The organism is Thermosynechococcus sp. B3, from assembly GCF_030323045.1.
Classification (GTDB): Bacteria; Cyanobacteriota; Cyanobacteriia; order Thermosynechococcales; family Thermosynechococcaceae; genus Thermosynechococcus.
In genome coordinates, this window is sequence record NZ_CP097584.1 from 2,521,860 (window position 1) to 2,543,672 (window position 21,813).

A 21,813-nucleotide genomic window follows, 5' to 3' on the forward strand; every position below is an offset into this window, starting at 1 on the left:
TAGACACCGCTACTCTAACAAATCGTTTCTGAGCTTTCATATCCACACCCAGCGATCGCGCCCCCCATGTTTCGCCTTATACAAGGCCTGATCCGCACGAGGAATCGAGTCACTGATCACCTGTTCCCCCGGTCGAAAAAGCGTGCCACCCAAACTAATGGTTGCAGCCAAAAACTGCTGATCTCCTAGTTCAATTGGTTTGCTTCTCACCACAGCGCAAAGTTTCTCCGCCACCGATTTGGCGTGGTCCTCGTTTAAGGCAAAAAACAAAAGGACGAATTCTTCGCCGCCCCAGCGCACCAAAATACCGTCTTTGCAAGCCTCTAACACCTGCTTGGCTCTTGCTGCCAATGTGCGCAGGACAACATCCCCTTGATCGTGACCATAGGTATCATTGATGCGCTTAAAGTAATCAATGTCGAAAATCATGACCGCTAGGCTCGTCTGTCCGCTTGCCGCTTGGGTTTCGTAGGCTTCTACACGACTCAACAAAAACCGGCGGTTGTAGGCGCCAGTGAGGGGATCCAACCACGCCAAGGCCAAAAGTGCTTGCTCCCGCTGGCGCATATCGGTGATGTCCGAAAAAATCCACACGCGCCCTAGCCTGCCATCCCCTTGGACGGGGTGGGTATCAATGAGCACTGTTTTCTCACCAAGCTGACATTCCCCCTTGGCACTAAAGTTAGCATTGGTACCCAAATCCGCAAAAATGCGCTCTAGCTCCTCACGGTTATCGCAACGTTGCCGTGCCTGTTTCATGTGCTGCGCCACAAGGGAAATGGGATGGTTGCCCGGCGGTAGTTGCAGCCAGTCACTGGCATAGGCGTTCACCATTGCCGTAGTGCCATCCCCTTTGATGAGTACCAAGCCTAGGGGAACAGTGTTAAAAATATCTTGAAATTGTACTTCAAAAAGAAAATTTTGCTGATTCCGGTAGTGATCCGCCAATAGTTGCCGATAGAGGGCGGCGATGTATTCCTTTTGTTGGGTCACTCGCCCCAAAAGGTTGGCCTGCGGATTAATCAATAACAATCCTTGACGCCATTGTGCGGGCTCACCACAGGGCAGGTAGACCAGTTGTTCAATGCGGTCTAGATAGCACAAAAAAATTGAGGGCAGTTTTTTCTGTAGTAAAGGCGTCAAATCCACAGCAGCAGCCGGCAGGACGTCTCGCCACGGACACCGCAGCTCGATTGGCGGAAAGGGGGTTGCGCTGCTTGTAGTGATGATTTGGGCGCGATCGCCCGCCTCATTCACTGTTAGGGCAAGCACCAGATCCACCTGAAACCAACTGGCAATTAAGTGGCAAAAAGCAGTAATGCCATCGGGGGTGGGCAGAAGCTGGTGGGAGGAGTGTTGCTGCAACTTTTTAAGCATGCCCTAGTTGGCGTATATGACATATTTTCTGAGGAGTGGACCAACAACCTCAGGATGGGTCATGTGGGGCAGATGACCTTGGGCGTCAATCCAGTCAAGGGTACTTTGGGGTAGGGCTGCCTGCAGCCACAGGGCCACCCCCTGGGGCACAACAAAGTCGTCGCGGTTAAAAATCAGATGAACCGGTTGCTTGACCTTGCTGATAAAGGAGCGGGTATCTGCTTCAAAGATCATTTGTAGGGTACGCAGGGCAATATCGGGCTGCAAGCGAAAGAGGGTTTGCGAAAAATTAGCCAAGCGGTGCTCGTCGGTCACACCAAACATCAGGGGAGCAAATCCCGCTGCCCAAGCTTGGTAGTTGGTGACCATTGCCTCATAAATCGACTGTAGGTCTTCCGGCAGGAGGGTGCCGGGATAATTCTCCTCTTTCAGGTAATAAGGGGAGGGGCCAATCCAGATGTGTCGCCGAAACAAGTCAGGTCTGGCGATCGCGGCAATTGCGCCAATCATGCAACTGACGGAATGACCAACATATATGCAGGATTGGACACCAAGGCTATCTAGTAATTCAATGAGATCGTCAGCATAACCATACAAATGACTGTGTCTTTGCAGGTCGTAGCGGCGCAACGTGTCTTCATCGGAGCCACAGCCTGCAAGATCATAGCGAATATAGGTGAAGTCCTCAGGCAAGAAAGGCATTAGGTAATCCCAAGCGCTTTTATCGGTACCAAAACCGTGTCCTAGAACAACAGGAACTGTCCCCCACTGGTCAATTTGGACGTATGGCTTGAGAGACTCGGAAACACAAGCAACTTGGTGTGTCATTGGTATAGAAGTTTCACACTAATAAGCCAATTAGTTAAAATTTTTTAATTTTTAGGGGATGAATTCAGTTAGAAACCTTAAGGGCAATGCTACAAAAAGCATAGCATCTACGAGGAATCGTCCTAGGTGATCTAGCAACCCCCTTTTTCCTTGAGAAAGCAATCTTTAACAATTCCCTATTGACTAGAAAACTGTTGCCGCAGCCGTCGCAGCGCAGCCCCTGTGCCTTGGGTTGCCGTCTCTTCGAGGACAGCACTCATCAACGCTACTAAGTTAATGTCTGGAAAATAGCGGCTTTTGGATCGAGGGACATAGGTCTGGCCATCGAGAGCATAAATGCTCAAGCCCGTTGACGTAAAGAGCCACACTTCAGGAACGCGATAAAGAAGGTAGTCCTCAGCCACTGTATAGGTGGTGACATCAATCTCAATCACCAAATCGGGTGGCGGATCGGTTTGCCAATCAATACGGTCTTTGCCGACGGCTGCCGTCCAATTGTCAATATAGAAGCAATAGTCAGGCTCAATGCCACCCATCTCAGGAATCTCCATGGTGATCGGCGTAAAGGCTTCGTAATTGCGCTCCTCACTATCCAGCAAAATTTTGACAACATCGGCAACGATATTCGCTTCGCGGCCATGACGGGGTAAGGGACTCATGAGCAAAATTTCCCCCCGACGAAACTTGATGCGGGGAATCGAACCATCGCCACGGCTGTTGCGGAGGCAACAGTAATCTTGCCACGTACCCGGCATGCGTAGGACACTGCCGGGGGGAAGAATAATTTTGGCTGGAGAAACAACCGCATACATGGCAAGGTATATCCACAACAGGTCTAGTTCCACTGTGCCACAGCATCAAGGTTGACGCGCTTTGCGGTTGCGGATCGCGCAGACGGTGTTCCCCTTGCACTAGCCTAGAAAAGGCAGAGATTCAGAAGAGACAAAGATGCAAGACGGGCGTGTGATTGCCGATTCAATTTCGCCAGCAGGGGTGCGCTTGGTGACGCTGCAACTAACGTATCCGCGTTTTATCCATAGTGAACTTCTCACCCATCGCGTGTTTTCCCGTAATTCCGCCAGTTCGCGGGCAGTACCGGTCACAAAAATGATGGCGCAGGTGGAAGAGGATCCCGTGATTCCCTACCATTGGGGACAAAACCAGCGGGGCATGCAGGCGCGCCAAGAGAGTGAACACAAGGAGGCAGCAAAGGAAATTTGGTTGAAAACCCGCCTCGCGGTTCTTGAGGGGGCACGCCAACTCCATGAACTAGGCATTCACAAGCAGGTGGTGAACCGCATGCTGGAGCCGTGGATGTGGATGCAAACGGTGGTGAGTAGCACGGAGTGGGAAAACTTTTTGCGCCTGCGCAACCACCCCGATGCCCAGCCCGAAATGCAAGCCTTGGCTAAGCTGATTCAGCATTTACTGGAAACCCATGAACCGACACCCGTGGCGGTGGGGGATTGGCACCTTCCCTATATCGATCCCAGTGAGCGCGAGCAATATAGCCTTGAGGAGTGTAAGTATATGTCTGTGGCACGTTGTGCGCGGGTGTCCTACTATCTGCGGGATGGCCAACGCAGTGACCCCGCCTCTGATCTGGCGCTTTATCAACGCTTGGCGGGGGCAGAACCGAAGCACCTGTCTCCCCTAGAACACGTGGCAGAATGCATGGGCGATCGCCAGCCCTATGCCAATTTTGTGGGTTGGCGGCAGTTGCGTTACTTTGAGGAGAGAAAATCAGCACATGCCCCCCAATGATCCACGATACACTGAGTAGCAGAACACACCATCGTCTGAGTTGACAAGAGCGAGGAGCGCAGCCATGGACGTTGCTATTAACGTGAAACCCATTCTACTGGCCATTACGCCGGTGTTTATTGTGCTGTGTTTGGTCTTTGGCACCCGCAATGGCTTCTACGACACCGATAACTACCACGGCAACGGTTCTGCTCACTAAAGCTAACCAAGGAGGGTGACTGTTCGTCATTCATGATCGAGTGCCTCAACTATGGGGTGGGTCACGCAGATGAGGGGGTGTGCATTGGCTTAGGAATTGGCACCTATCGGATTTTGCTGGACTGTGGTGTGCCGTCCCTTGATGTTTTGCCCCTTGATGAAATTGAACAGCATCCCTTTGACTTGGTCCTCTGTAGCCATGCCCACGCGGATCATGCCCAGAGTCTGTTGGCACTCCATCGCCGTTTTCCCCATATTCCCATCTATGCCAGTGAGGTCACGACCCAGCTTTTGCCCCTCAATTGGCCGGATGAAACGGTTCCCCCTTTCTGTCGTGCTTTGCCTTGGCGATCGCCCGTTGAGTTTGGGGATGGCCTGACCGCCGAACTCTTTCCTGCAGGGCATTTACCGGGGGCTGCTGTTTTTGCCCTCACATACCAAGACCCAAACCCAGAGCAACCGCCCCTGAGCGTGGTCTATACTGGGGATTTTTTCCTCTCCCATACTCGCTTTACGGAAGGACTACCCCTTGCGGATCTGCGAGGATTGCAGCCGGATGTGCTGATCATTGAGGCCAGCTTGGGCACCGCGCGTCATCCCCACCGCCGTCAACAGGAAAACCAACTGGCAGAACGCATCCGCACGGCGGTTGATCAAGGCTACAATATCCTACTGCCGCTGCCGCCCCTCGGTACCGCTCAAGAAATTCTCATCCTACTGCGCAGTCATCATCTTTTTACGGGACAGCCGATTCAAATTTGGGTCACGCCAGCGATCGCTCGCGGCTGTGATGCCTACCTCACGGTGTTGCCCCATTTACCCACGGCCATTCAAAATTTTGCCCAACACCAGTCCCTCTTTTGGGATCAGCGGGTCAAACCCCAAGTGCAGCCCTTAAGCGATTTGGCGCAAATTCGAGGCGACGCCCCCACCATTGTCCTTGTGGAGGAGGATCAAGACCTGCGTCCCTACGTGGCTCAGGGGAAACAGCCTTGGCTCGTGCTCTACCCGCGTCTGCGCTATGGTCAGCCCTTTCGGGGCGGTGATCCTACCTTAGCCAGCTTGCCCAATGTGGAGGTGGATACGTTTTTACTTTCCCTCCATGCCGATGGCCCTGCAACGACGCAACTGATTCACAATATTCGCCCGCAGCATGTGGTGCTTATCCACGGCGACCCCAACTACCTTGCTGATTTAGCCAGCCTGAATGAATTGAGCAACCGCTACCATCTGCACACCCCCACCAGTGGTTCAACGATTCAATTTCCCATTGGTCAATTGACACTTTCGACGCCGAGTTCGTTGGTGCAACTGGCCTATGAGGGGGAGGTGAGTGAGTGGAACGATGAAGCAATGATTCGCCTACCCGCTTCTATTACCACGGATCCGCGCTGGCGACGGTTGGCGGATACGGGCTTTGTCCTTGCCTCATGGCAGGGGGAGCAGTTGCTGATTCGCGGTATGACCCCCAAGGAAGTGCTGGGTGGGACATCGGCTTCGATCGCCCCCGATCAGGAGAGCTGTTTTAATTGCCAGTTTTATCGCGGTCAGCGCTGCTGGAACGAGGCTTCTGCACTGTACAACTTCAAAGTGGCACCGGAGGGCTACTGTCCAGCCTTTGAGCGGGCAGAAACACAGCCGGAACCCGAAAGCTAGGCCCCTTGGAGCTGCCGCCGCAGGGTCACCGTCGGACTCTCAGCGCCTGTTTTGGGGTCAATAGCGATCGCCATCAGGGCAATGGAACGTACACTCGCGGGCACATCAATGTGAAGGACGGTTTGCCAGTAATCCCCATAGCGATAAAAATCAAACTCCACGAGCCAGCGGGGGCCAGCAATTAACTCTCCCGTTTCGCCATTGGTGATCCACACCTTGACAGAGCAGCCCCGTTGTGTTGCTGGCAAATTCACCTTGAGGTGCAGCGGCGATACCAGTGGCTCTGGTGACAGCAGGAGCTGGGGGGGGGTCAATAGATAGGCGCTCTTAGGATTCCTAGATGCTGGGGGAGTAGCTTCAACAGGAGGTGCCAACTCGGCTAACTGTTGCAATCGCAACCAAAATCGCTCTTGGCGATCAATGGGCAAATCCCGAGGCGGCGGTACGGTAACGGCAGATAGGGGCTGGCAAAAGCTAGGCAAATCCACGACAACAGGGGCTTTTACAGGCTTCAGTTGGGGCGGTAGGGAAAAGCCGCTCACTGGCACAGGTTCGAGAGTCCTATCCCCTAAGATGGGCAACTGCGGGCCAGCGGGTGTTTCGCTCTTAGGTGGGGCGGGTTGGGGGGGCGCAGAGACGGCAGGAATCTCCGGTGCCGGTAACACCGTGACCATAAAGGCTTGCACTTGGCGAAGATCGCTGTGCTCTAGGGGTTGGTTGGGCAGAAGGCGGGCTTCCCCCACCATGACTGGATAATCGGCCAAGGGGGTGAGTGTACAATGAAACCCCCATTTTCCCTCGCGGGCGATCGCGGGCACTGAGTGCTCCTGCACGACATCGCGAGTAACGGGATTGCGCAAACGAATCACCACTGTACCGGGAACGGCAACTGTGCCCTCTAAAACCAGCGTTTCATCAGCAAAGATCGTATAGGCACTTTGGGGCAGCTCAATGAGCGTCGTGGGCAGCTCAGCAGGGGAGGGTGCTTGCGGCTTAGGGGGGTCGGCAGCTTTCACTGGCTGCTCTGGAACCGCAGGCAAGGTTTCTAGTGCCGGCAAATCCCACTCTTCGCTTTGGGCAAGGACATCAAGGGCGATCGCAAACACCTCTGCATCCAGCACCCCCTCTTGGGCCACACGGCATTGAAATTCCCAACGCCCCGCCTGCAAATACGTAAAGGGCAGAATACCCATGAGTCCTGTGGAGCTGCTGCGGTGGGTGCGGCGTTGGTAGCGCTGCTTGGGCACCCCCTGATCATCGTAAAGATGGGTAATTTGCACTTCCACCGAGGTTTCGGCAACCGGACAGCGCGCCATCAAGCGGTAACTGCCCTCCAAAACTTCCGCCGAGGGTGGTTCTAGGGGCAACCAAGCGCGATCGCCCTCCTTTTGCAGTAAAAACTCCCATCCGCCCATAGCGCATTTTCACTCTCCCACTGCTTAGGATATTGCACAGAAAAGGCCACATTATGCAATCTCAGATGCAAAGTTAAGCCGATGGAAAGGCCACTTGCACCAATGAAACATCATCACTGCCAAAGGCATCGGGTGCTGCATGGCTCTGCCCTTGGGCAATCAACTGGGGCAGCGCCGGCACAGGGTCTTGGGTGTGGGCAACCATGAGCAACTTCCTAAAGGCTTCGAGACCCCAAACCCGATTGTCGGTTGTTTCAAACTCATAGATGCCATCACTAAAGAGGTAGAGAACTGCCGAAGGGGGGACTTCAATCGTGGCTTGACTAAAGGCCATGTCGGCAAACATGCCAATGGGAATGCCCGGTGTCTTGAGGAGAGTCGCTCGCCAGCCATCAGCCTCAGGGGTGAGGAGCAGTGCCGGCGGGTGTCCACCACTGGCATAGGTCAACTGCCGTGTTTGGCGATCGTACACGCCGTACCAAATCGTGAAATACTTCTCGTGCTGATCCGTCATTTGAAAGCCATTGTTGAGGGCTTCGAGGACTTGGGCAGGGTGCAGATAGTCAAATGTGCCGCTCGTTTGCTCTCGCGTGGTGCTGCGCAGGAGGTTCAAGACGGAGACAGATGGCAGAGCAGCCCCCAAACCATGGCCTGACACATCGAGAATGTAAAGCACTAAATAGCGATCGCCAATCCAGAAAAAGTCAAAGCAATCGCCGCCCAACTGACTTGACGGCAAGAAGTAGTAGTTGATTTTGCAGGGGGCTTCTTGGGGAGCTGGCAGGAGCGATCGCACATAATCCGCAGCCTCGTGCAGTTCCGCTTCAAGAAGTTGTTTCTGCTTGAGCAGATCTTGGTTAAGTTGATAAAGGCGCAGACCCGCCTGAATCCGTGCCCGCAGTTCATTGGGGTCAATGGGCTTGGATAAGAATTCATCCGCACCAGCATCCAAGCCCTGAATGCGATCCTCCAGTTCCCCCTTGGCGGTCAGCAGGACAAAAAAAACTGCGGGAGAGTTCCTGATCCTGCTTGATTTGACGGCACACCTCTAGGCCATCCAGTTCGGGCATCATCCAGTCGCAGATGATCAAGGCGGGTTTCTCAGCGGTGGCGATCGCGATTCCCTCACGGCCATGGCTAGCAACCGAGACTTGGTAGCCCAGATCCTTTAGGGTTTTGCGCAGCAGCAGTCGGCTGGTAGGGTCATCATCAATGACGAGAATTCGATAGGGCTGGCGATCGCCGCTCATAGCTTCAGCCTGCAAAATCTCCCCCTAGTGTATCCCAAGGCTCCTAGCTATTTTTGGGTTTGCCTCGGATCAAGGGCATCCCGCAGGCCATCGCCGACAATGTTGAAACATAGCACAGTGATGACAATGAGGGTTGCTGGTGCCCAAACTAGCCACGGCTGCAAGACCAAGATTGAGGCATTCGTTGCCAGTGAGAGCATATTGCCCCAAGAGGGATCCGGCTGCTGAATCCCTAGACCAATGAGACTAAGCACCGATTCCGCGACGATGAAGCTGGGAATCGAGAGCGTTGCGGCAATCATCACGTAGGTTGCTGTCTGGGGAATAATATGCCGCACAATAATATAGAGCGATCGCCCCCCCATTACCTGCGCCGCTTGGACAAAGGCCATTTCTTTGATCCCCAGCACCTGACCGCGAATCACCCGTGCTAGCCCCGCCCAACTCACAAACGATGTGATCACGGTAATCAGCAGGAATCGCTCGCCACTACTGAGTCCCACGGGGAGTACCGCCGCTAAGGCCACCAGCAGATAGATGGTCGGCAGTGTCATCAGCACCTCAACACCCCGCATCAAAACGGCATCCAGCCAGCCGCCAAAGTAGCCAGAAATCGCCCCCACGAGAATACCAATCGGGAAGGCGATCGCCACCCCCACAAGGCCAATACTGAGGCTAATGCGGGCACCAAAGAGCAGCCGACTCAACTGATCGCGTCCTTGGTCATCCGTTCCCAACAGATTCAGATAGCCCTTACCCACGGTACCAAAGAGATGGCGATCGCTGGGGAACCCAGCAAAGATCGTACGTGGTTCAATTTGTGGATTGGTGAGACTCCAGCGGGTCGGTAGGGGCAGGGTAATTTCCAAGAAGCGATAGGGGCTGCCCTTGACAAAAAGGCGAATGGGTGACGGTTCCTGCCAGTTCACGATCAGAGGTCGTTCCCCGGTTTCCAAGTTCACAGGCCCCAAGCGGGTGGGATAGACATGGGGGCCAAGCCACTGACCGTTGGGGGTGCGCCAGTAAATGCGGGTAGGGGGCAGCAGGGCACCCTCCACTTGAAAGGCATAGGGACTGTAGGGAGCAATAAAATCTGCGGCGATCGCCAGCAGGTACAACGTCAGCAACACCCCCAAACTGACCATCACTAAGGGGTTGCGCCGCAACGCTTGCCAAGGGGTCATTCGTCACTCATCTGCTAGGGTACAGCCACTATACAGCCTTTTTTCTATCCTAGGGCTGCTCTGACAGACTCAATGCCGACATGTCTTCCGTATTTTTAGAGAGGCATAATGCTATAGATAAATTTGACTCAAAAATCAATAAGTGATAAATAAAACTTAACAAACCAACATCAAATCCCTTTTCTTGTTAAATAGATTCGGTATCACTATATGATTATACTGATTGCTTCAAACTAACATATTGTTAAAAAGAATACTTTGTGTTTCAAATAAAGTGGTAACTTGATTAAATCTAATAATTTCTAGTCAGATCATTCTCGCAGACACGCTTTTTCTCTCTAGTGTGGGTACCTGTTGATTAAAGAACAATTTAGTTGCTTTATTCATTTGAATAGTGTTCTGATAGAGGAAATATAGAGCGAATGGAAAAACCAAAGCCCCTAACTGGTAAAGCACTCTTGCAGCGATTAAGTGAACTGGGTTCTGCATCCCGTAAAGAAGCCGCAAAGCTCTGTGGCTACTATCGCGTCACAAAATCCGGTGAGGTGCGTGTCGACTTAGGGAAATTTTACGAAGCGGTACTCGCTGCCAGCGGACTAGAAGTAAAGTCATCGGAAAAAGAAGTCAATGGTCAATCAGGACGGGGGCGATCGCCCTCCTATCGGGTGAAAGTGCACCAAAATGGTCAGATTGTGATTGGTTCCGCCTATACAAAAGCGATGAACCTAAAGCCCGGGGATACCTTCAAAATTAAGCAGGGATACAAACATATTCATCTCTACCTCATAGATCCAGAAGAGGTGGATGGTGTCCCCACAGAGTAATCAATGGTTCGCTCTCATGATTGGCAATAGTCGGCAGCACTGGGCACTCTTTAGCGGTGAACACCTCAGCCGCACTTGGCACCTCACCTCTGAGGAAGTTGCCTGCAATCCTGCCAAAGACTATCCCGGACTCCCTTGCTGGGGTGCGAGTGTTGGTTCTGTGCCCTTGCACCAAGTCTATCCGACAGCGATCGCCTTCACCCTCGAGGATATTCCTATTCCTCAGATGTACCCCACCCTAGGGATTGACCGTGCCCTTGCCCTCTGGGGAGCGCTTCAGGTCTATGGGGCACCAGTGTGTGTGGTGGATGCGGGAACTGCATTAACGCTGACCCTAGCCAACGATCGCGGTGAATTTGCGGGCGGTGTGATTCTCCCGGGTGTTGGGTTAATGGCGCGAGCACTGGCGGACTATACGGCAGCGTTACCCTATGTGACGCTTCCCCCAGAGCCACCCCCCCGTTGGGGCGCCACCACTACCACAGCGATTGAAAGCGGTCTTTACTACGGTACTGCCGCCATGTTACACGCCTATCTGGGCGCCTTTTTTCAGGCGTTTCCCCAAGGTACGGTGATTGTGACCGGGGGCGATCGCCCCTTTCTCAGTGAACTGTTAAAAACATTTTTAGACCCCGATCGCTGGCGTGAAGACGATCATTTGGTTTTTTGGGGGATCCGCGCCCTCCGCAACCCAACCGTTAAGATAGAAATGCACCCAATGGAAAGGATTGACGAATTCCGCTAATGGAGCGACGGGATGACTTTACGGATTTAGCCTTGGGACTGGTTTCAGCCCAGAGCTTTCCGGCAATTGTGGGCATTGCCGATCACATGCTCAAATCCGCCGATGTCCTCCTAGTGGGCTATGAGAAAATTGGCAGTGGCCACTGTAGCGCGATCGTGCGCGGGCGAATTGCCGATGTGCGCCTTGCCGTGGCAGAGGGCGCTGAACGGGCGCAGCAGTTTGGTCAAGAACTCAGTACGTTAGTCATTCCCCGACCTGACCCCAACCTAGAGAAAATTCTGCCGATTGGCAGTCTTCTCGCCCAGATTGCCTCTAAAAGTCGCGGCCATCGCCTCAGTAGCCACGCGGTTGGCCTATTGGAAACGCGAGGATTTCCAGCCATGGTGGGGGCAGCGGATGCCATGCTCAAGGCGGCAGATGTGATCCTAACGGCCTACGAAACCATTGGCGCCGGTTTGTGTACGGCCATTATTCGCGGCACGGCCTCCAATACCGCGATCGCCCTTGAGGCGGGGATGGCAGAAGCTGATCGCATTGGTGAACTCCATGCAGTGATGTTGGTACCTCGTCCCCTTGAGGATTTGGATCAATCGTTGCCCTTGGCACCTGCGCTACAACGGGAACTGCAACCCCTGCGCCTACCCCTCACCCTCAAGCAAAAAGAAACCGAACCCCTTGCCCTCCAAGGTGCGGCTCAAGAGAGTGTGGCCGTGGAAGCGCCTGCCGAAACGGTGCCCGTCGAACCCTCTGCCAATCCCTGACCGGCAATCCAGCCCGTTGTCCACGCACTTTGCAGGTTAAAGCCCCCCGTCACGCCATCAATATCGAGAACTTCGCCCGCAAAGAATAGCCCCTCACAGCAGCGGCTGGCCATGGTCTTAAAGTCCACTTCCTTGAGAGCCACCCCACCACAGGTGACAAACTCCTCTTTGAAGGCGCCCTTGCCAGCGATCGCGAAGGTACCTCGGTGCAAGGCCTCCGCCAGTGCCAGCAGTTGTTTTTTACTGAGGTGTGCCCAAGTTTGCTCAGCCGGAATCCCCACGCTGGTTGTCCAGTAACTCCAGAGGCGGCGCGGCAGCGGAAAGGGACAATGGTTAGCGATCGCTCGCTTCGGGGTATGGCTACGACAGGCTGCCAACTCCCCTTGAATCTGCGGCAGCGATAGATGGGGGAGCCAATTCACTACCAAGGTGCCGCGATAGTTCTGCACCGCCAAGGCACGTGCCCCCCATGCCGAGAGTTTCAAGACCACAGGACCACTAAAGCCCCAATGGGTAACGAGAATAGCACCGGTTTGGGTTAAGGGCGGCTGCTGCGGCAGTTTGAGGGTTGCTTCCACGGGTTGGACACTGAGGCCTGAGCGCTCCTGCAAGAGCGGGTCATCAATGTGAAACGTAAACAGAGAAGGGACGGGGGGAATAATGGTGTGTCCCAATTGTGCTGCCAAGCGATAACCTTGGGAACTGCTGCCAGTGGCCAAAAGGACGCGATCGCCCACAAGGGGTTGAGGCTGCTGAGCAACCGTGACTTGAAACTCATTGCCGACTTTCACCATCTCCTTCACCGCTGCGCGGGTACAGATGCGAATGCCTAGAGCCGTTGCTTCCTGCACCAGACAGTCAATAATGGTTTCTGAATCATCACTGACGGGAAAGACTCGCCCATCGGCTTCGGTTTTCAACTTCACCCCCCGCGCCTCAAACCAAGCGATCGTGTCTTGGGGTTGGAAGCGACTAAAGGCACCCCGCAAGGCCTTGCCACCACGGGGATAGTGCTGCACCAATAGGGCTGGATCAAAACAGTGGTGGGTGACATTGCAGCGACCACCACCAGAGCTGCGGACTTTGCTCAGCAGTGTTGCCCCAGCTTCTAAAATCGTGACGAGATTGCGGGGATTAGCCGTCGCACAGGCGATCGCTCCAAAAAATCCAGCGGCACCACCGCCGATGACCAAAATGCGCTGACCTGCCATCAAGATTCCAAGGGAAAAGGATGGGTATGTTCATCGTTGTCGTTTTTGCCGTTGCGATCGCGCGCCAAATGCAGCTGTTGATGCAGCCGACCCACGGCAATCCCCTCTGCGGCCATCAGGTTGAGCACCCGCCGCCGAAACTCCCGCCCCACGACCCATTGTTGTCCCGGTTGGGTTTTAATCCAAATGCGCACCAGTAAGCCACTGGCGGTAATCTGATCAATTCCTAGAACCTCTGGCCGCTCCAGCATCTTCAGTTGCCACTCCGGTTCTTCGTAAAAGTGGATACTCAAGTCATTCAGCAAGGACAACAGGCGATCGGGATTGGTTTCAATATCCACCCACAGTTCGAGATTAACCCGTGACCAAGTGCGGGTCAGGTTGGCTACCTTGGTAATCGTACTATTGGGAATTGTAATCAGCTGACCCTCGGCATTGCGCAACTGAGTAATGCGCAAATTGAGATTTTCCACTAAGCCGGAGTAGGGTTCAATTTCCACCACATCGCCAATGCCGTACTGATCCTCCCAGACAATGAGCAGACCATTGATAATGTCCTTCACCAAGTTCTGTGACCCTAGGGAAATGGCCAAGGCTAAAAAGCCCCCCACAGCGAGAATGGAGAAAACAGGTACCCCTAAGGAACCCAAGATAACCACTAGTCGAATCAAATAAATGACAACGGTCTTAAAGCCGCGCATCACTTCCACAGTGGTACTAATCCGCAGGGTTTTACGCTGGGTATCGGCAAACTTGAGCAGATTATTTTGCTCCCAGAAAACACGAATGCGATCAAAGGCCAAGTCAGCAAATTGATTCAGCAGCCCCGTGCCAAACCAGACCACCATCCACAGAATCGGCAAGCCATAGACTTGGGAACTCAGCCAGCGGGTCATGGGGAAAAGGCGCAGAATTGCCGCTAGGCCGAGTAGCCACAGAGCCACTTGCCCCCACAACAGTAGATACCGAACGAGACTAATGAGCTTGATGCGCTGCTTGAGAAAAAAGTGATGTCGCAGGTGGGGTAGCAGCGGCAAAACCCACTCCGGTTCCGTCGTTTGAGTGGTCACTGTGTCCAGTTGCCCTTGTAGATGCTTGCGTTGGCGGATCAAGAAGCGTTGCACAATTAAAATCACGAAACTACCTGCACCCACCTTGATAAAGATCAAGACCGCCCCCTGAATTTGCGACATCAGGGCTGTGTCGGTGCGTTCCTGAATCGCTCGGTTCATCTGCTGTTGCAAAATGTCTCGCCACTGCTGAGCAAGGGTTTCAGGGGGCAGTTGATGGTAGTCGCTGTCGGCCTCTGTCACCGTCAGGAGGCGAGTGGTGCGTTCCGCTTGGCCAATGCGGGCACTGATGACTAAAACATTATTGAGGCGAGCAACGCCAATATCTACCCTTGCGGGCGATCGCCGCCCATGCTCAAGGGCACTCTGGAGTACCCGCCGTAGGTTCGATTGAATTAAATCCGCTCGGACTTCAACGGGAATTGCGTTACCGGGGTTATCGCGATCGCGAACTGTTGGCGCAGCAATTGTAAAGAGTGTATTGCCATCAAAGCGGACATCGGCAATTTCCAGTTCGCCAATGCGGGTGACGCCGGGGGGGGTGGGAGCAACGGTGGCTTGACTAATCCCCGGCAGAGGAACCTGAGCTACAGTTGACCAAGGAGAGAGAAGGACTAAAAAGAAAGTGATAAGGGCGATCGCTCCCCACCGCCATAATCGCTGATACCCATTGATCATTCGCACATACTGATATTCTGCACGGCAACACGAACTAGGACTATCCTCTCACCTTTTGAAGGCTGAACTCAGTTCACGGTTCCCTAGGGGCAGTCGACCCTAGCTTGCAGCACCTGCTCCCTTGCCACATCGCGGATTAACGAGAGACGCGAGGAAATGTAGCGTTCCAGATGATAGCGCTGGTTATGCTCTAAAGGATAAACATCACTAAACTGCGTCACCAGCCACCCCTGTAGGGCGTGATCATCCATACTCAACAATCGTCCCACCTGTGCTTGCTCAACAAAGTGCCAGAACTGCCGGAGGAGAGAGGGGGTCATACTTGCCCTCCTTTTAAGGTTTTCTTTAGATTTTACCTATCTACTACCATACGTTGCCCCTCGGAAAATTGGGGCGCAATCTGCTGAAGCTGCAACTAAAGTTAGGGAATCCACATGAAGTCCTGCAAACTTCTGTTGCGATTTCTAAAGTGCAGCCCTCCTGCAAACCTGTGCTTCCTTGGGAATGCCCCGCTAACGGTAGGGCGGTGAACCGCTAAAATAGTAAGGCTTTACCAACATACTTACAAATCATTGGGGTCTATGCGCACACACTACTGTGGCGATGTTCGGCTAACGGATGTCGGAACAACGGTCACCCTCTACGGTTGGGTGGATCGGCGGCGAGATCATGGCGGCGTGATCTTTATTGATTTGCGCGATCGCTCCGGCATTGTCCAAATTGTCAGTGATCCCCAGCGCACTCCCGACTCCTATGCTCAAGCCGATCGCCTGCGCAGTGAGTATGTGGTGAAAATTGTTGGCCGTGTCAGCAAGCGCCCTGCCGATTCGGTGAACCCAAAATTGGCCACGGGCGATATCGAGATCTACGCCGATCACATTGATGTCCTCAATACGGTGCGCCAGCAACTGCCCTTTGCCATCTCCAGCACCGAGAACGAGCCAGTCCGCGAAGAAGTGCGGCTGCGCTACCGCTATCTTGATCTACGGCGGGAACGGATGGCACGGAATTTGCAGTTACGCCATCGCGTTGTCCAAGCCATGCGGCGCTTCCTCGAGGATGAGGCGGGCTTTATTGAGGTGGAAACCCCCATTCTCACCCGCTCGACCCCGGAGGGGGCTCGCGATTATTTAGTGCCCAGTCGCGTGAATCCGGGAGAATGGTTTGCCCTTCCCCAATCGCCCCAGTTGTTCAAGCAGTTGTTGATGGTGGCGGGGTGCGATCGCTATTACCAGATTGCTCGCTGCTTTCGCGATGAGGACTTAAGGGCCGATCGCCAGCCAGAATTTACGCAACTGGACATGGAAATGAGCTTCATGGATCAGGATGAAATTATTGATCTCAACGAAGCACTCATCTGCCACATTTTCAAAACCGTGAAGGGCATTGATCTGCCGCGCCCCTTTCCCCGCCTGAGTTACCAACAGGCCATGGATCGCTATGGCACCGATAAGCCCGATACCCGCTATGGCCTTGAACTGGTGGATGTCTCCGATATTCTGAAAGACTCTGGTTTCAAAGTTTTTAGTGGGGCGATCGCCCAAGGGGGCGTGGTGAAAATTTTGCCGATTCCCAATGGCAACCACCGCATCTCGAACGTGCGCATTAAACCCGGCGGCGATCTCTTCCAAGAGGCCACCACTGCCGGCGCCAAGGGGCTGGCTTATATCCGCGTTCGCGACAACGGCGAGATTGACACCATTGGTGCCATCAAGGATAACCTCTCCCCAGAGCAGAAAGCCACGCTCTTAGAGCGCACGGGTGCCGAGCCGGGGCACCTCCTCCTGTTTGGGGCAGGGGATACCGCGACTGTGAATAAAACCCTTGATCGCCTGCGCCAGACCATTGCCCGTGAATTTGATCTCATTGATCCGACGGCAACCCATCTCCTATGGGTGGTTGATTTCCCCATGTTTGAGTGGAATGCTGAGGAAAAACGCCTTGAGGCGCTGCACCATCCCTTTACGGCACCCCATCCCGCCGACCTTGAGGACCTCAAAACTGCCCGTGCCCAAGCCTACGATCTCATCTTTAATGGCTACGAAGTAGGCGGCGGCAGTCTGCGCATTTATCAACCGGAATTGCAGCGGCAAGTTTTTGAAACCATCGGCCTTGATGAGACGGCTGCCCAAGAAAAATTTGGCTTCCTTCTCGAGGCCTTTGAATTTGGTACCCCTCCCCACGGGGGTATTGCCTATGGCCTGGATCGCTTAGTCATGCTCCTTGCCGGCGAAGACTCCATTCGCGACACCATTGCTTTCCCGAAAACCCAACAGGCGCGTTGCCTTCTTACCGGTGCCCCCAGCAGTGTTGAGCCACAGCAACTCAAGGAACTCCATGTGGCTTCCGCCAAGCCCGCAACAACCACTGCTAAAACCAAAGTCTAGGCACGTAGGTCTGTTGGCCGATTCCACACCCCCTCTAGCAGCCATTCGCCGTTGACATCCCGCACCCGCTCAGTGCTCATCATGTAAGCCCATGCTGTGCCCAAAGGTTGATGATTCAAGTTATACACTGGCACCTCTTGGCGATGGTAGGCATTTACTTCGGGAGCCAAGTTGGGATTGTAGCCTTCAAAGGCATCCAGCCGCGCCAATACGCTGGGAGGTGGATCATGAAAGATCAGTAACTCCCCCTGCACCCAACCTTCCTCAGCCGTCAGACCGGGATACCCCATCGGTAGGTGATAAAGGCGACCTCTCACCAGCGCTGGTTGATGGGCACTCAGCCAAGGCCGACAGAGGATGTCATGGGGTTGATAGCCGGGTTTAAGGGTGCCATAGACAAAAAGGCGCAGAGTCGTCACTCGTCAATGAGGGTTGATTTTAGCCACGATACAATTTAAGCCTAGCCAATTTAGCAAGGGCAAGAGCAATGAAAATTCTCATTGTTGAAGATGACCCCCGCATTGCAGCACCTTTGGCGAAAGATTTACGACATCAACACCACACTGTTGATATTGCTGAGGATGGCCTGAGTGGCTGGGACTATGCCCAAGCAACTGCCTATGACCTCATTTTGCTGGACTTAATGCTACCACGCCTAGATGGCATCGCCCTTTGTCAACGGTTGCGGGCGGTAGGTTGTCAGGCACTGATTTTGATGTTGACGGCCAAGGATACGACCACTGATAAAGTCATTGGCCTAGATGCAGGTGCTGATGATTACCTTGTCAAACCCTTCAAGTTGGAAGAGCTGGCGGCACGGATTCGGGCACTGCAACGCCGCAGTCGTGAACTGAAACCCCCTGTGCTATGTTACGGGGCACTGCAACTGGATCCGGCGAGTCAGGTGGTGACGTACGATCAAACGGTGCTCTCTCTGACCCCCAAGGAATATCTACTCCTAGAGCATTTTCTGCGGTATCCGAAGCAGGTCTTTAGTCGCACAGCCCTCCTAGATAAACTCTGGACATTCGATCAAGAGGCTGGTGAAGGCACCGTCAAAACCCACATCACCAATCTGCGGCATAAGCTGAAGGCAGCAGGTTGCCCCCAAGAATTGATTGAAACAGTTTATGGCGTTGGCTATCGTTTTGTACCCCCCCACGTCTAGCCCAATGTTTACCCATATTCGCCGCCGCTTACTGTTCTTTAATCTCCTCGTGTTTGCAGTCGTCCTTGGCGGGTTTGCGATCGCTGTGCGCGTGGTCTTTGTTCACAATCTCAGGGAGCAACTCACCAATCGTCTCATTGCCATTGCCCAAGGTGCGGCTGCTAATGCTGATATTGAGAATGGTCAGCTCAAGATTGAGGAGCACGGTTTGCCCCATGAGCTAAAGAAGCAAGCAGCAACCTTAGAGTGGTTTGATGCCCACGGCCGACTTCTCAAGCAACAGGGCGAAGAACTTCCCTACATACCGCTCAATCCAAAGGTTTCAGTAGCTATTCACACCCATGATCCCCCTTTGCAGTTAGTCACACTGCCAATTTTGCACCAAGCAACCAACGAAATCATTGGCTACATCCGCATTAGTCAAGAATTGGATGAATTTAATGAGACCGTTTGGCAGTTGGATACTGGTCTCATGGCAGGGGTCATGATAGGACTCCTCCTCAGTGCTATGGGTAGTCTGTGGCTCAATCGCCAAGCCATGCAGCCTATTGAAGACAGTTTTGAGCGGTTGCGACAGTTTACGGCTGATGCTTCCCATGAACTCCGCAGTCCCCTGATGGCCATTTCCAGTAATGCTGAAGTTGCCCTTAAGTACGATGAAGGAATGCGACCAGAGGATCGGGAAGTCCTCGGGGCGATCGCCAGCGCTACGGATCAAATGACCCGCCTCATTGACGACTTATTGATTCTGGCAAGAACTGATTGTCAACAACCGATGGCCATGCGGACGATCAACCTCGCAGAGACCTTAGCGCAATTAATTCAACTGTATAAACTACAGGCACAGCAACAGCAAATTAGCTTAGAGTTTAGTACCGATCCTCAACTGCTGCTGCGGGGGGATGAGGCGGCTCTCATACGGGCTTTCACCAATCTTTTACAAAATGCGCTGCGCTACACTCCTGAAGGGGGCAAAGTCAGTGTGACTGCCAAGCGTCTCATGCACCATATTCACGTGACTATCGCTGATACGGGCATTGGTATAGCGTCTGAGCACCTTAGTAAAATTTTTGAGCGCTTTTGGCGAGCAGATCCCTCCCGTCACTATGTGGATGGAGGAGCAGGGTTAGGCCTATCCATTGTCCAAGCAGTTGTCCAGAGCCACGGTGGCAGCATTGATGTCAAGAGTCAAGTGGGTCAGGGCACCTCATTTACTGTCAGGCTCCCCCTCAGTCATTAACTTATTTGATAAAGGTGATCACGCCATCTGCAATGAGCTGCACCGCGATCGCTAAAATCAAAAAGCCCAAAATCCGATTGAGTGCCCCTATGCCTGTTGTGCCCAAGCCCTTAATCAAAGGCTCCCCTAGAATTAAGCAAAAGTAGGTGATAAAGCTAAACAGAGTAATTCCCAGAACACAACCAAGATACTCTGGCCATTGATGGCAGCGGGTTGAAAAACCAATCACAATACCAATCGCGCCCGGCCCACTAATGATGGGCATTGCCATAGGTGTAAAGGAAATATCTTCTTTGTCCACTGCCTCCAGTTGCTCTTGATTGGTCAGACGCGGTTGAGGAGCAACCATCTGCCAAGCCGTATGTGCCACAATCAACCCACCAGCAATTCGCACTACTGCTAGGGAAATTCCAAAAAAGCTGAGAATAAACTTGCCCACCAAGAAAAAAATTGCTAAGACAGCAAAAACATTAAAGGTGATTTTTCGTGCTTGTCGCAGGCGATATTTCGTAGTGTTTTTAGCAGTCAAACTATAGAAAATAGGAATTGCCCCAATTGGATTCGCAATCGGAAAGAGGGCTGTCAATATGCCGAACATAAAAGAAAAGAGGGTGTTGACCATGATTGGTACTGCTCAATTAAAGCGAAATACAACCCTTTTCACATATAGAACAAGCTCAAAACTGCGAAAGCCCCTATGAGAGAGTATTACATCCCTTTTACGTATTCCATATTGCCAATATCAGGACTATAGTCAGTGGTACGAACAAAATTTAATGACAGACTCACCCGTGGAGCCAAAGAAGGGTTTCAATGCTTCGGAAGATGTAACTATCTTATGTTTGAGTCTAACAGGCTTGGTGTGACACATGATCAGCCGACGACACATTAAACTGGTCTCACTTTTGGGATTGGGCGTATATTGGGAGTATCCCTTGGGGGATAAAAAGATGGATCACGCCTATTTTTGTCCAGCATGTTTTGCGGAGATTGCCGCGGACGACTCAATCTGTCCTGTATGCGGTGTCAACATTCACCAGTGGGAACAGGAGCATCCCTCCTACGAAGATCGACTGATCAATGCCCTAAAGCATCCCAACTCCGAAGCCCGCATGGGTTCAATTATTACCCTTGGCAATCGCGGTAATCCCAAAACGGCCACTCCCCTTACCGAAGGTGCTTTAACCTACTCCATTGACGTTTGGCAAGCTATGGAAATCGTCCGATCCTTAAGAAAGCTACCTGACTCTCCGGAGAAAACCACAGCCTTGCAAATGTTATTGGATCATCCTGCGCGAGTCATTCGTGAAGAAGCGGCGGCTACTCTAACTCAAGTTACCCGTGAAACATGTTCCTAATGGATTGGCGTTCCCCTTGAAGTTGCTATACTCTTTTCACCACAAACCCATCCTTAGGCAAAAAATTAGGGTAGATATTTATGCCTGTTAATCTACCCTAGACAGCTTGGCAATTTGAGTAAAATTCAGAGAACCTTAAGGATGGTTGCCATTATTGCTATGGACGATCAGAATTGGGGACTTGGATACTGCCATCCAAGGGAGCTTCATGAAGGTCATTTTCCTCTTGACCCGCTAGTTCCGTTCTGAGGATACGCCCATTACCGGCATCCACTTTGACCTCAGCATTGGGAAAGCGCACTTCATAAACCAAGCTACCGTTTTCTGCCCCTAGGGCAACCCGTATTGCCTTTTGGCCTTGAGCCGCTTCTGCAATTTGTTGAGCTTGTTGGGGGCTAATTTTAGCAAGGCTACGGTATTGGGCCTCCTCTTGCATTTCTTCAGCCGTATTTTTCGCTTCATAGCGATCGCTCTCGTCATACCCACCCTTTTGATCTGTTTGTGCCACCAGAGCATAGCTAATGTGACGCTGCGTTTTCAGTGCCATTGCACTGCCACCAATGGCGATCGCTGAGAGCACTCCTAGTGTCATTAAAACTTTTATTGAGTCTTTCATCGTAGAGTCTCCAAGTTCAGTTCACTGTTCCTGAGGCGGAACAATTCCCACAGTAGGGAGGAATTGTCAAGAAGTCGTCAAGA

Annotated in this window: 21 protein-coding genes and 1 pseudogene; 10 read left to right on the forward strand and 12 right to left on the reverse strand. The window is 52.9% G+C overall.

Features of this window, described 5'->3' with window-relative positions; translation table 11 throughout:
• Window positions 1-36 precede the first annotated feature (36 nt).
• The 3 genes from M0646_RS12435 to M0646_RS12445 all read right to left on the reverse strand — a co-directional run bounded on the left by M0646_RS12435 (window position 37) and on the right by M0646_RS12445 (window position 3,017).
• Entirely contained in the window at window positions 37-1,377 is a 1,341-nt protein-coding gene (locus M0646_RS12435) for a GGDEF domain-containing protein (RefSeq protein ID WP_149821325.1), read from the reverse strand.
• A 3-nt stretch (window positions 1,378-1,380) separates the two neighbouring features.
• The gene (locus M0646_RS12440; protein WP_255451671.1) at window positions 1,381-2,079 is read right to left on the reverse strand and encodes an alpha/beta fold hydrolase; all 699 of its coding nucleotides are present in this window, start codon (window positions 2,077-2,079) and stop codon (window positions 1,381-1,383) included.
• A 302-nt stretch (window positions 2,080-2,381) separates the two neighbouring features.
• Complete coding sequence (locus M0646_RS12445) at window positions 2,382-3,017, reverse strand: Uma2 family endonuclease (RefSeq protein ID WP_286649704.1); 636 nt, start codon at window positions 3,015-3,017, stop codon at window positions 2,382-2,384.
• Between the two features lie 136 nt (window positions 3,018-3,153).
• Here M0646_RS12445 and M0646_RS12450 point away from each other — a divergent pair, with 136 nt between their 5' ends.
• From M0646_RS12450 to M0646_RS12460, 3 genes are all read left to right on the forward strand, one after another.
• Window positions 3,154-3,969: an FAD-dependent thymidylate synthase gene (locus M0646_RS12450; RefSeq protein ID WP_149821332.1), complete on the forward strand. Its 816-nt coding sequence runs from the start codon at window positions 3,154-3,156 to the stop codon at window positions 3,967-3,969.
• 64 nt (window positions 3,970-4,033) lie between these two features.
• On the forward strand, window positions 4,034-4,168 hold the full coding sequence (locus tag M0646_RS12455) for a hypothetical protein (protein ID WP_255451743.1): 135 nt from the start codon (window positions 4,034-4,036) through the stop codon (window positions 4,166-4,168).
• Between the two features lie 32 nt (window positions 4,169-4,200).
• Window positions 4,201-5,823 carry an MBL fold metallo-hydrolase gene (locus M0646_RS12460; protein ID WP_286649705.1) on the forward strand — a complete coding sequence of 541 codons (1,623 nt, stop codon included), beginning with the start codon at window positions 4,201-4,203 and terminating at the stop codon, window positions 5,821-5,823.
• Here the strand turns inward: M0646_RS12460 and M0646_RS12465 are convergent.
• From M0646_RS12465 to M0646_RS12480, 3 genes and pseudogenes are all read right to left on the reverse strand, one after another.
• On the reverse strand, window positions 5,820-7,238 hold the full coding sequence (locus M0646_RS12465) for a hypothetical protein (RefSeq protein WP_286649706.1): 1,419 nt from the start codon (window positions 7,236-7,238) through the stop codon (window positions 5,820-5,822). The two genes, M0646_RS12460 and M0646_RS12465, sit on opposite strands and share 4 nt — an antisense overlap.
• Before the next feature lie 73 nt (window positions 7,239-7,311).
• Window positions 7,312-8,488 (reverse strand): annotated as a pseudogene (locus tag M0646_RS12470) (PP2C family protein-serine/threonine phosphatase).
• Between the two features lie 47 nt (window positions 8,489-8,535).
• On the reverse strand, window positions 8,536-9,672 hold the full coding sequence (locus M0646_RS12480; protein ID WP_286625946.1) for an ABC transporter permease: 1,137 nt from the start codon (window positions 9,670-9,672) through the stop codon (window positions 8,536-8,538).
• A gap of 422 nt (window positions 9,673-10,094) precedes the next feature.
• Between M0646_RS12480 and M0646_RS12485 the strand changes: the two genes are divergently transcribed.
• From M0646_RS12485 to M0646_RS12495, 3 genes are read left to right on the forward strand one after another with little or no spacing between them, the layout of a single operon-like run.
• A complete protein-coding gene (locus M0646_RS12485; RefSeq protein WP_149821338.1) occupies window positions 10,095-10,496 on the forward strand; it encodes an AbrB family transcriptional regulator in 402 nt (133 codons plus the stop codon).
• Between the two features lie 16 nt (window positions 10,497-10,512).
• On the forward strand, window positions 10,513-11,241 hold the full coding sequence (locus M0646_RS12490; protein WP_255451673.1) for a pantothenate kinase: 729 nt from the start codon (window positions 10,513-10,515) through the stop codon (window positions 11,239-11,241).
• Window positions 11,241-12,002, forward strand: a complete 762-nt coding sequence (locus tag M0646_RS12495; protein WP_149821342.1) for a carbon dioxide-concentrating mechanism protein — start codon at window positions 11,241-11,243, stop codon at window positions 12,000-12,002. The genes M0646_RS12490 and M0646_RS12495 overlap by 1 nt, the downstream gene beginning before the upstream one ends.
• On the opposite strand, the gene M0646_RS12500 is transcribed toward M0646_RS12495, so the two are convergent.
• From M0646_RS12500 to M0646_RS12510, 3 genes are all read right to left on the reverse strand, one after another.
• Entirely contained in the window at window positions 11,936-13,213 is a 1,278-nt protein-coding gene (locus M0646_RS12500) for an NAD(P)/FAD-dependent oxidoreductase (RefSeq protein ID WP_149821344.1), read from the reverse strand. The genes M0646_RS12495 and M0646_RS12500 overlap by 67 nt on opposite strands.
• The gene (locus M0646_RS12505; protein WP_286625949.1) at window positions 13,213-14,961 is read right to left on the reverse strand and encodes a mechanosensitive ion channel family protein; all 1,749 of its coding nucleotides are present in this window, start codon (window positions 14,959-14,961) and stop codon (window positions 13,213-13,215) included. The genes M0646_RS12500 and M0646_RS12505 overlap by 1 nt, the downstream gene beginning before the upstream one ends.
• 83 nt (window positions 14,962-15,044) lie before the next feature.
• On the reverse strand, window positions 15,045-15,281 hold the full coding sequence (locus tag M0646_RS12510; protein WP_149821348.1) for a hypothetical protein: 237 nt from the start codon (window positions 15,279-15,281) through the stop codon (window positions 15,045-15,047).
• Window positions 15,282-15,542: 261 nt separating this feature from the next.
• On the opposite strand from M0646_RS12510, the gene aspS reads away from it, so the two are divergent.
• Complete coding sequence (aspS, locus tag M0646_RS12515) at window positions 15,543-17,348, forward strand: aspartate--tRNA ligase (RefSeq protein WP_286625952.1); 1,806 nt, start codon at window positions 15,543-15,545, stop codon at window positions 17,346-17,348.
• On the opposite strand, the gene M0646_RS12520 is transcribed toward aspS, so the two are convergent.
• A complete protein-coding gene (locus M0646_RS12520) occupies window positions 17,345-17,767 on the reverse strand; it encodes a gamma-glutamylcyclotransferase (RefSeq protein ID WP_286625953.1) in 423 nt (140 codons plus the stop codon). The two genes, aspS and M0646_RS12520, sit on opposite strands and share 4 nt — an antisense overlap.
• A 68-nt stretch (window positions 17,768-17,835) precedes the next feature.
• Between M0646_RS12520 and M0646_RS12525 the strand changes: the two genes are divergently transcribed.
• Both M0646_RS12525 and M0646_RS12530 read left to right on the forward strand, forming a co-directional pair.
• Window positions 17,836-18,516, forward strand: coding sequence for a response regulator transcription factor (locus M0646_RS12525; protein ID WP_149821354.1), 681 nt, complete (start codon window positions 17,836-17,838; stop codon window positions 18,514-18,516).
• Between the two features lie 4 nt (window positions 18,517-18,520).
• Window positions 18,521-19,756 carry a cell wall metabolism sensor histidine kinase WalK gene (locus M0646_RS12530; protein WP_149821356.1) on the forward strand — a complete coding sequence of 412 codons (1,236 nt, stop codon included), beginning with the start codon at window positions 18,521-18,523 and terminating at the stop codon, window positions 19,754-19,756.
• A gap of 1 nt (window position 19,757) precedes the next feature.
• Here the strand turns inward: M0646_RS12530 and M0646_RS12535 are convergent, their stop codons facing one another.
• Window positions 19,758-20,378, reverse strand: coding sequence for a MarC family protein (locus M0646_RS12535; protein ID WP_286625954.1), 621 nt, complete (start codon window positions 20,376-20,378; stop codon window positions 19,758-19,760).
• A 247-nt stretch (window positions 20,379-20,625) separates the two neighbouring features.
• Between M0646_RS12535 and M0646_RS12540 the strand changes: the two genes are divergently transcribed.
• A complete protein-coding gene (locus M0646_RS12540; protein ID WP_226971969.1) occupies window positions 20,626-21,114 on the forward strand; it encodes a HEAT repeat domain-containing protein in 489 nt (162 codons plus the stop codon).
• A gap of 157 nt (window positions 21,115-21,271) precedes the next feature.
• On the opposite strand, the gene M0646_RS12545 is transcribed toward M0646_RS12540, so the two are convergent.
• Window positions 21,272-21,730, reverse strand: a complete 459-nt coding sequence (locus M0646_RS12545; protein ID WP_226971970.1) for a PepSY domain-containing protein — start codon at window positions 21,728-21,730, stop codon at window positions 21,272-21,274.
• Between the last annotated feature and the right edge of the window lie 83 nt (window positions 21,731-21,813).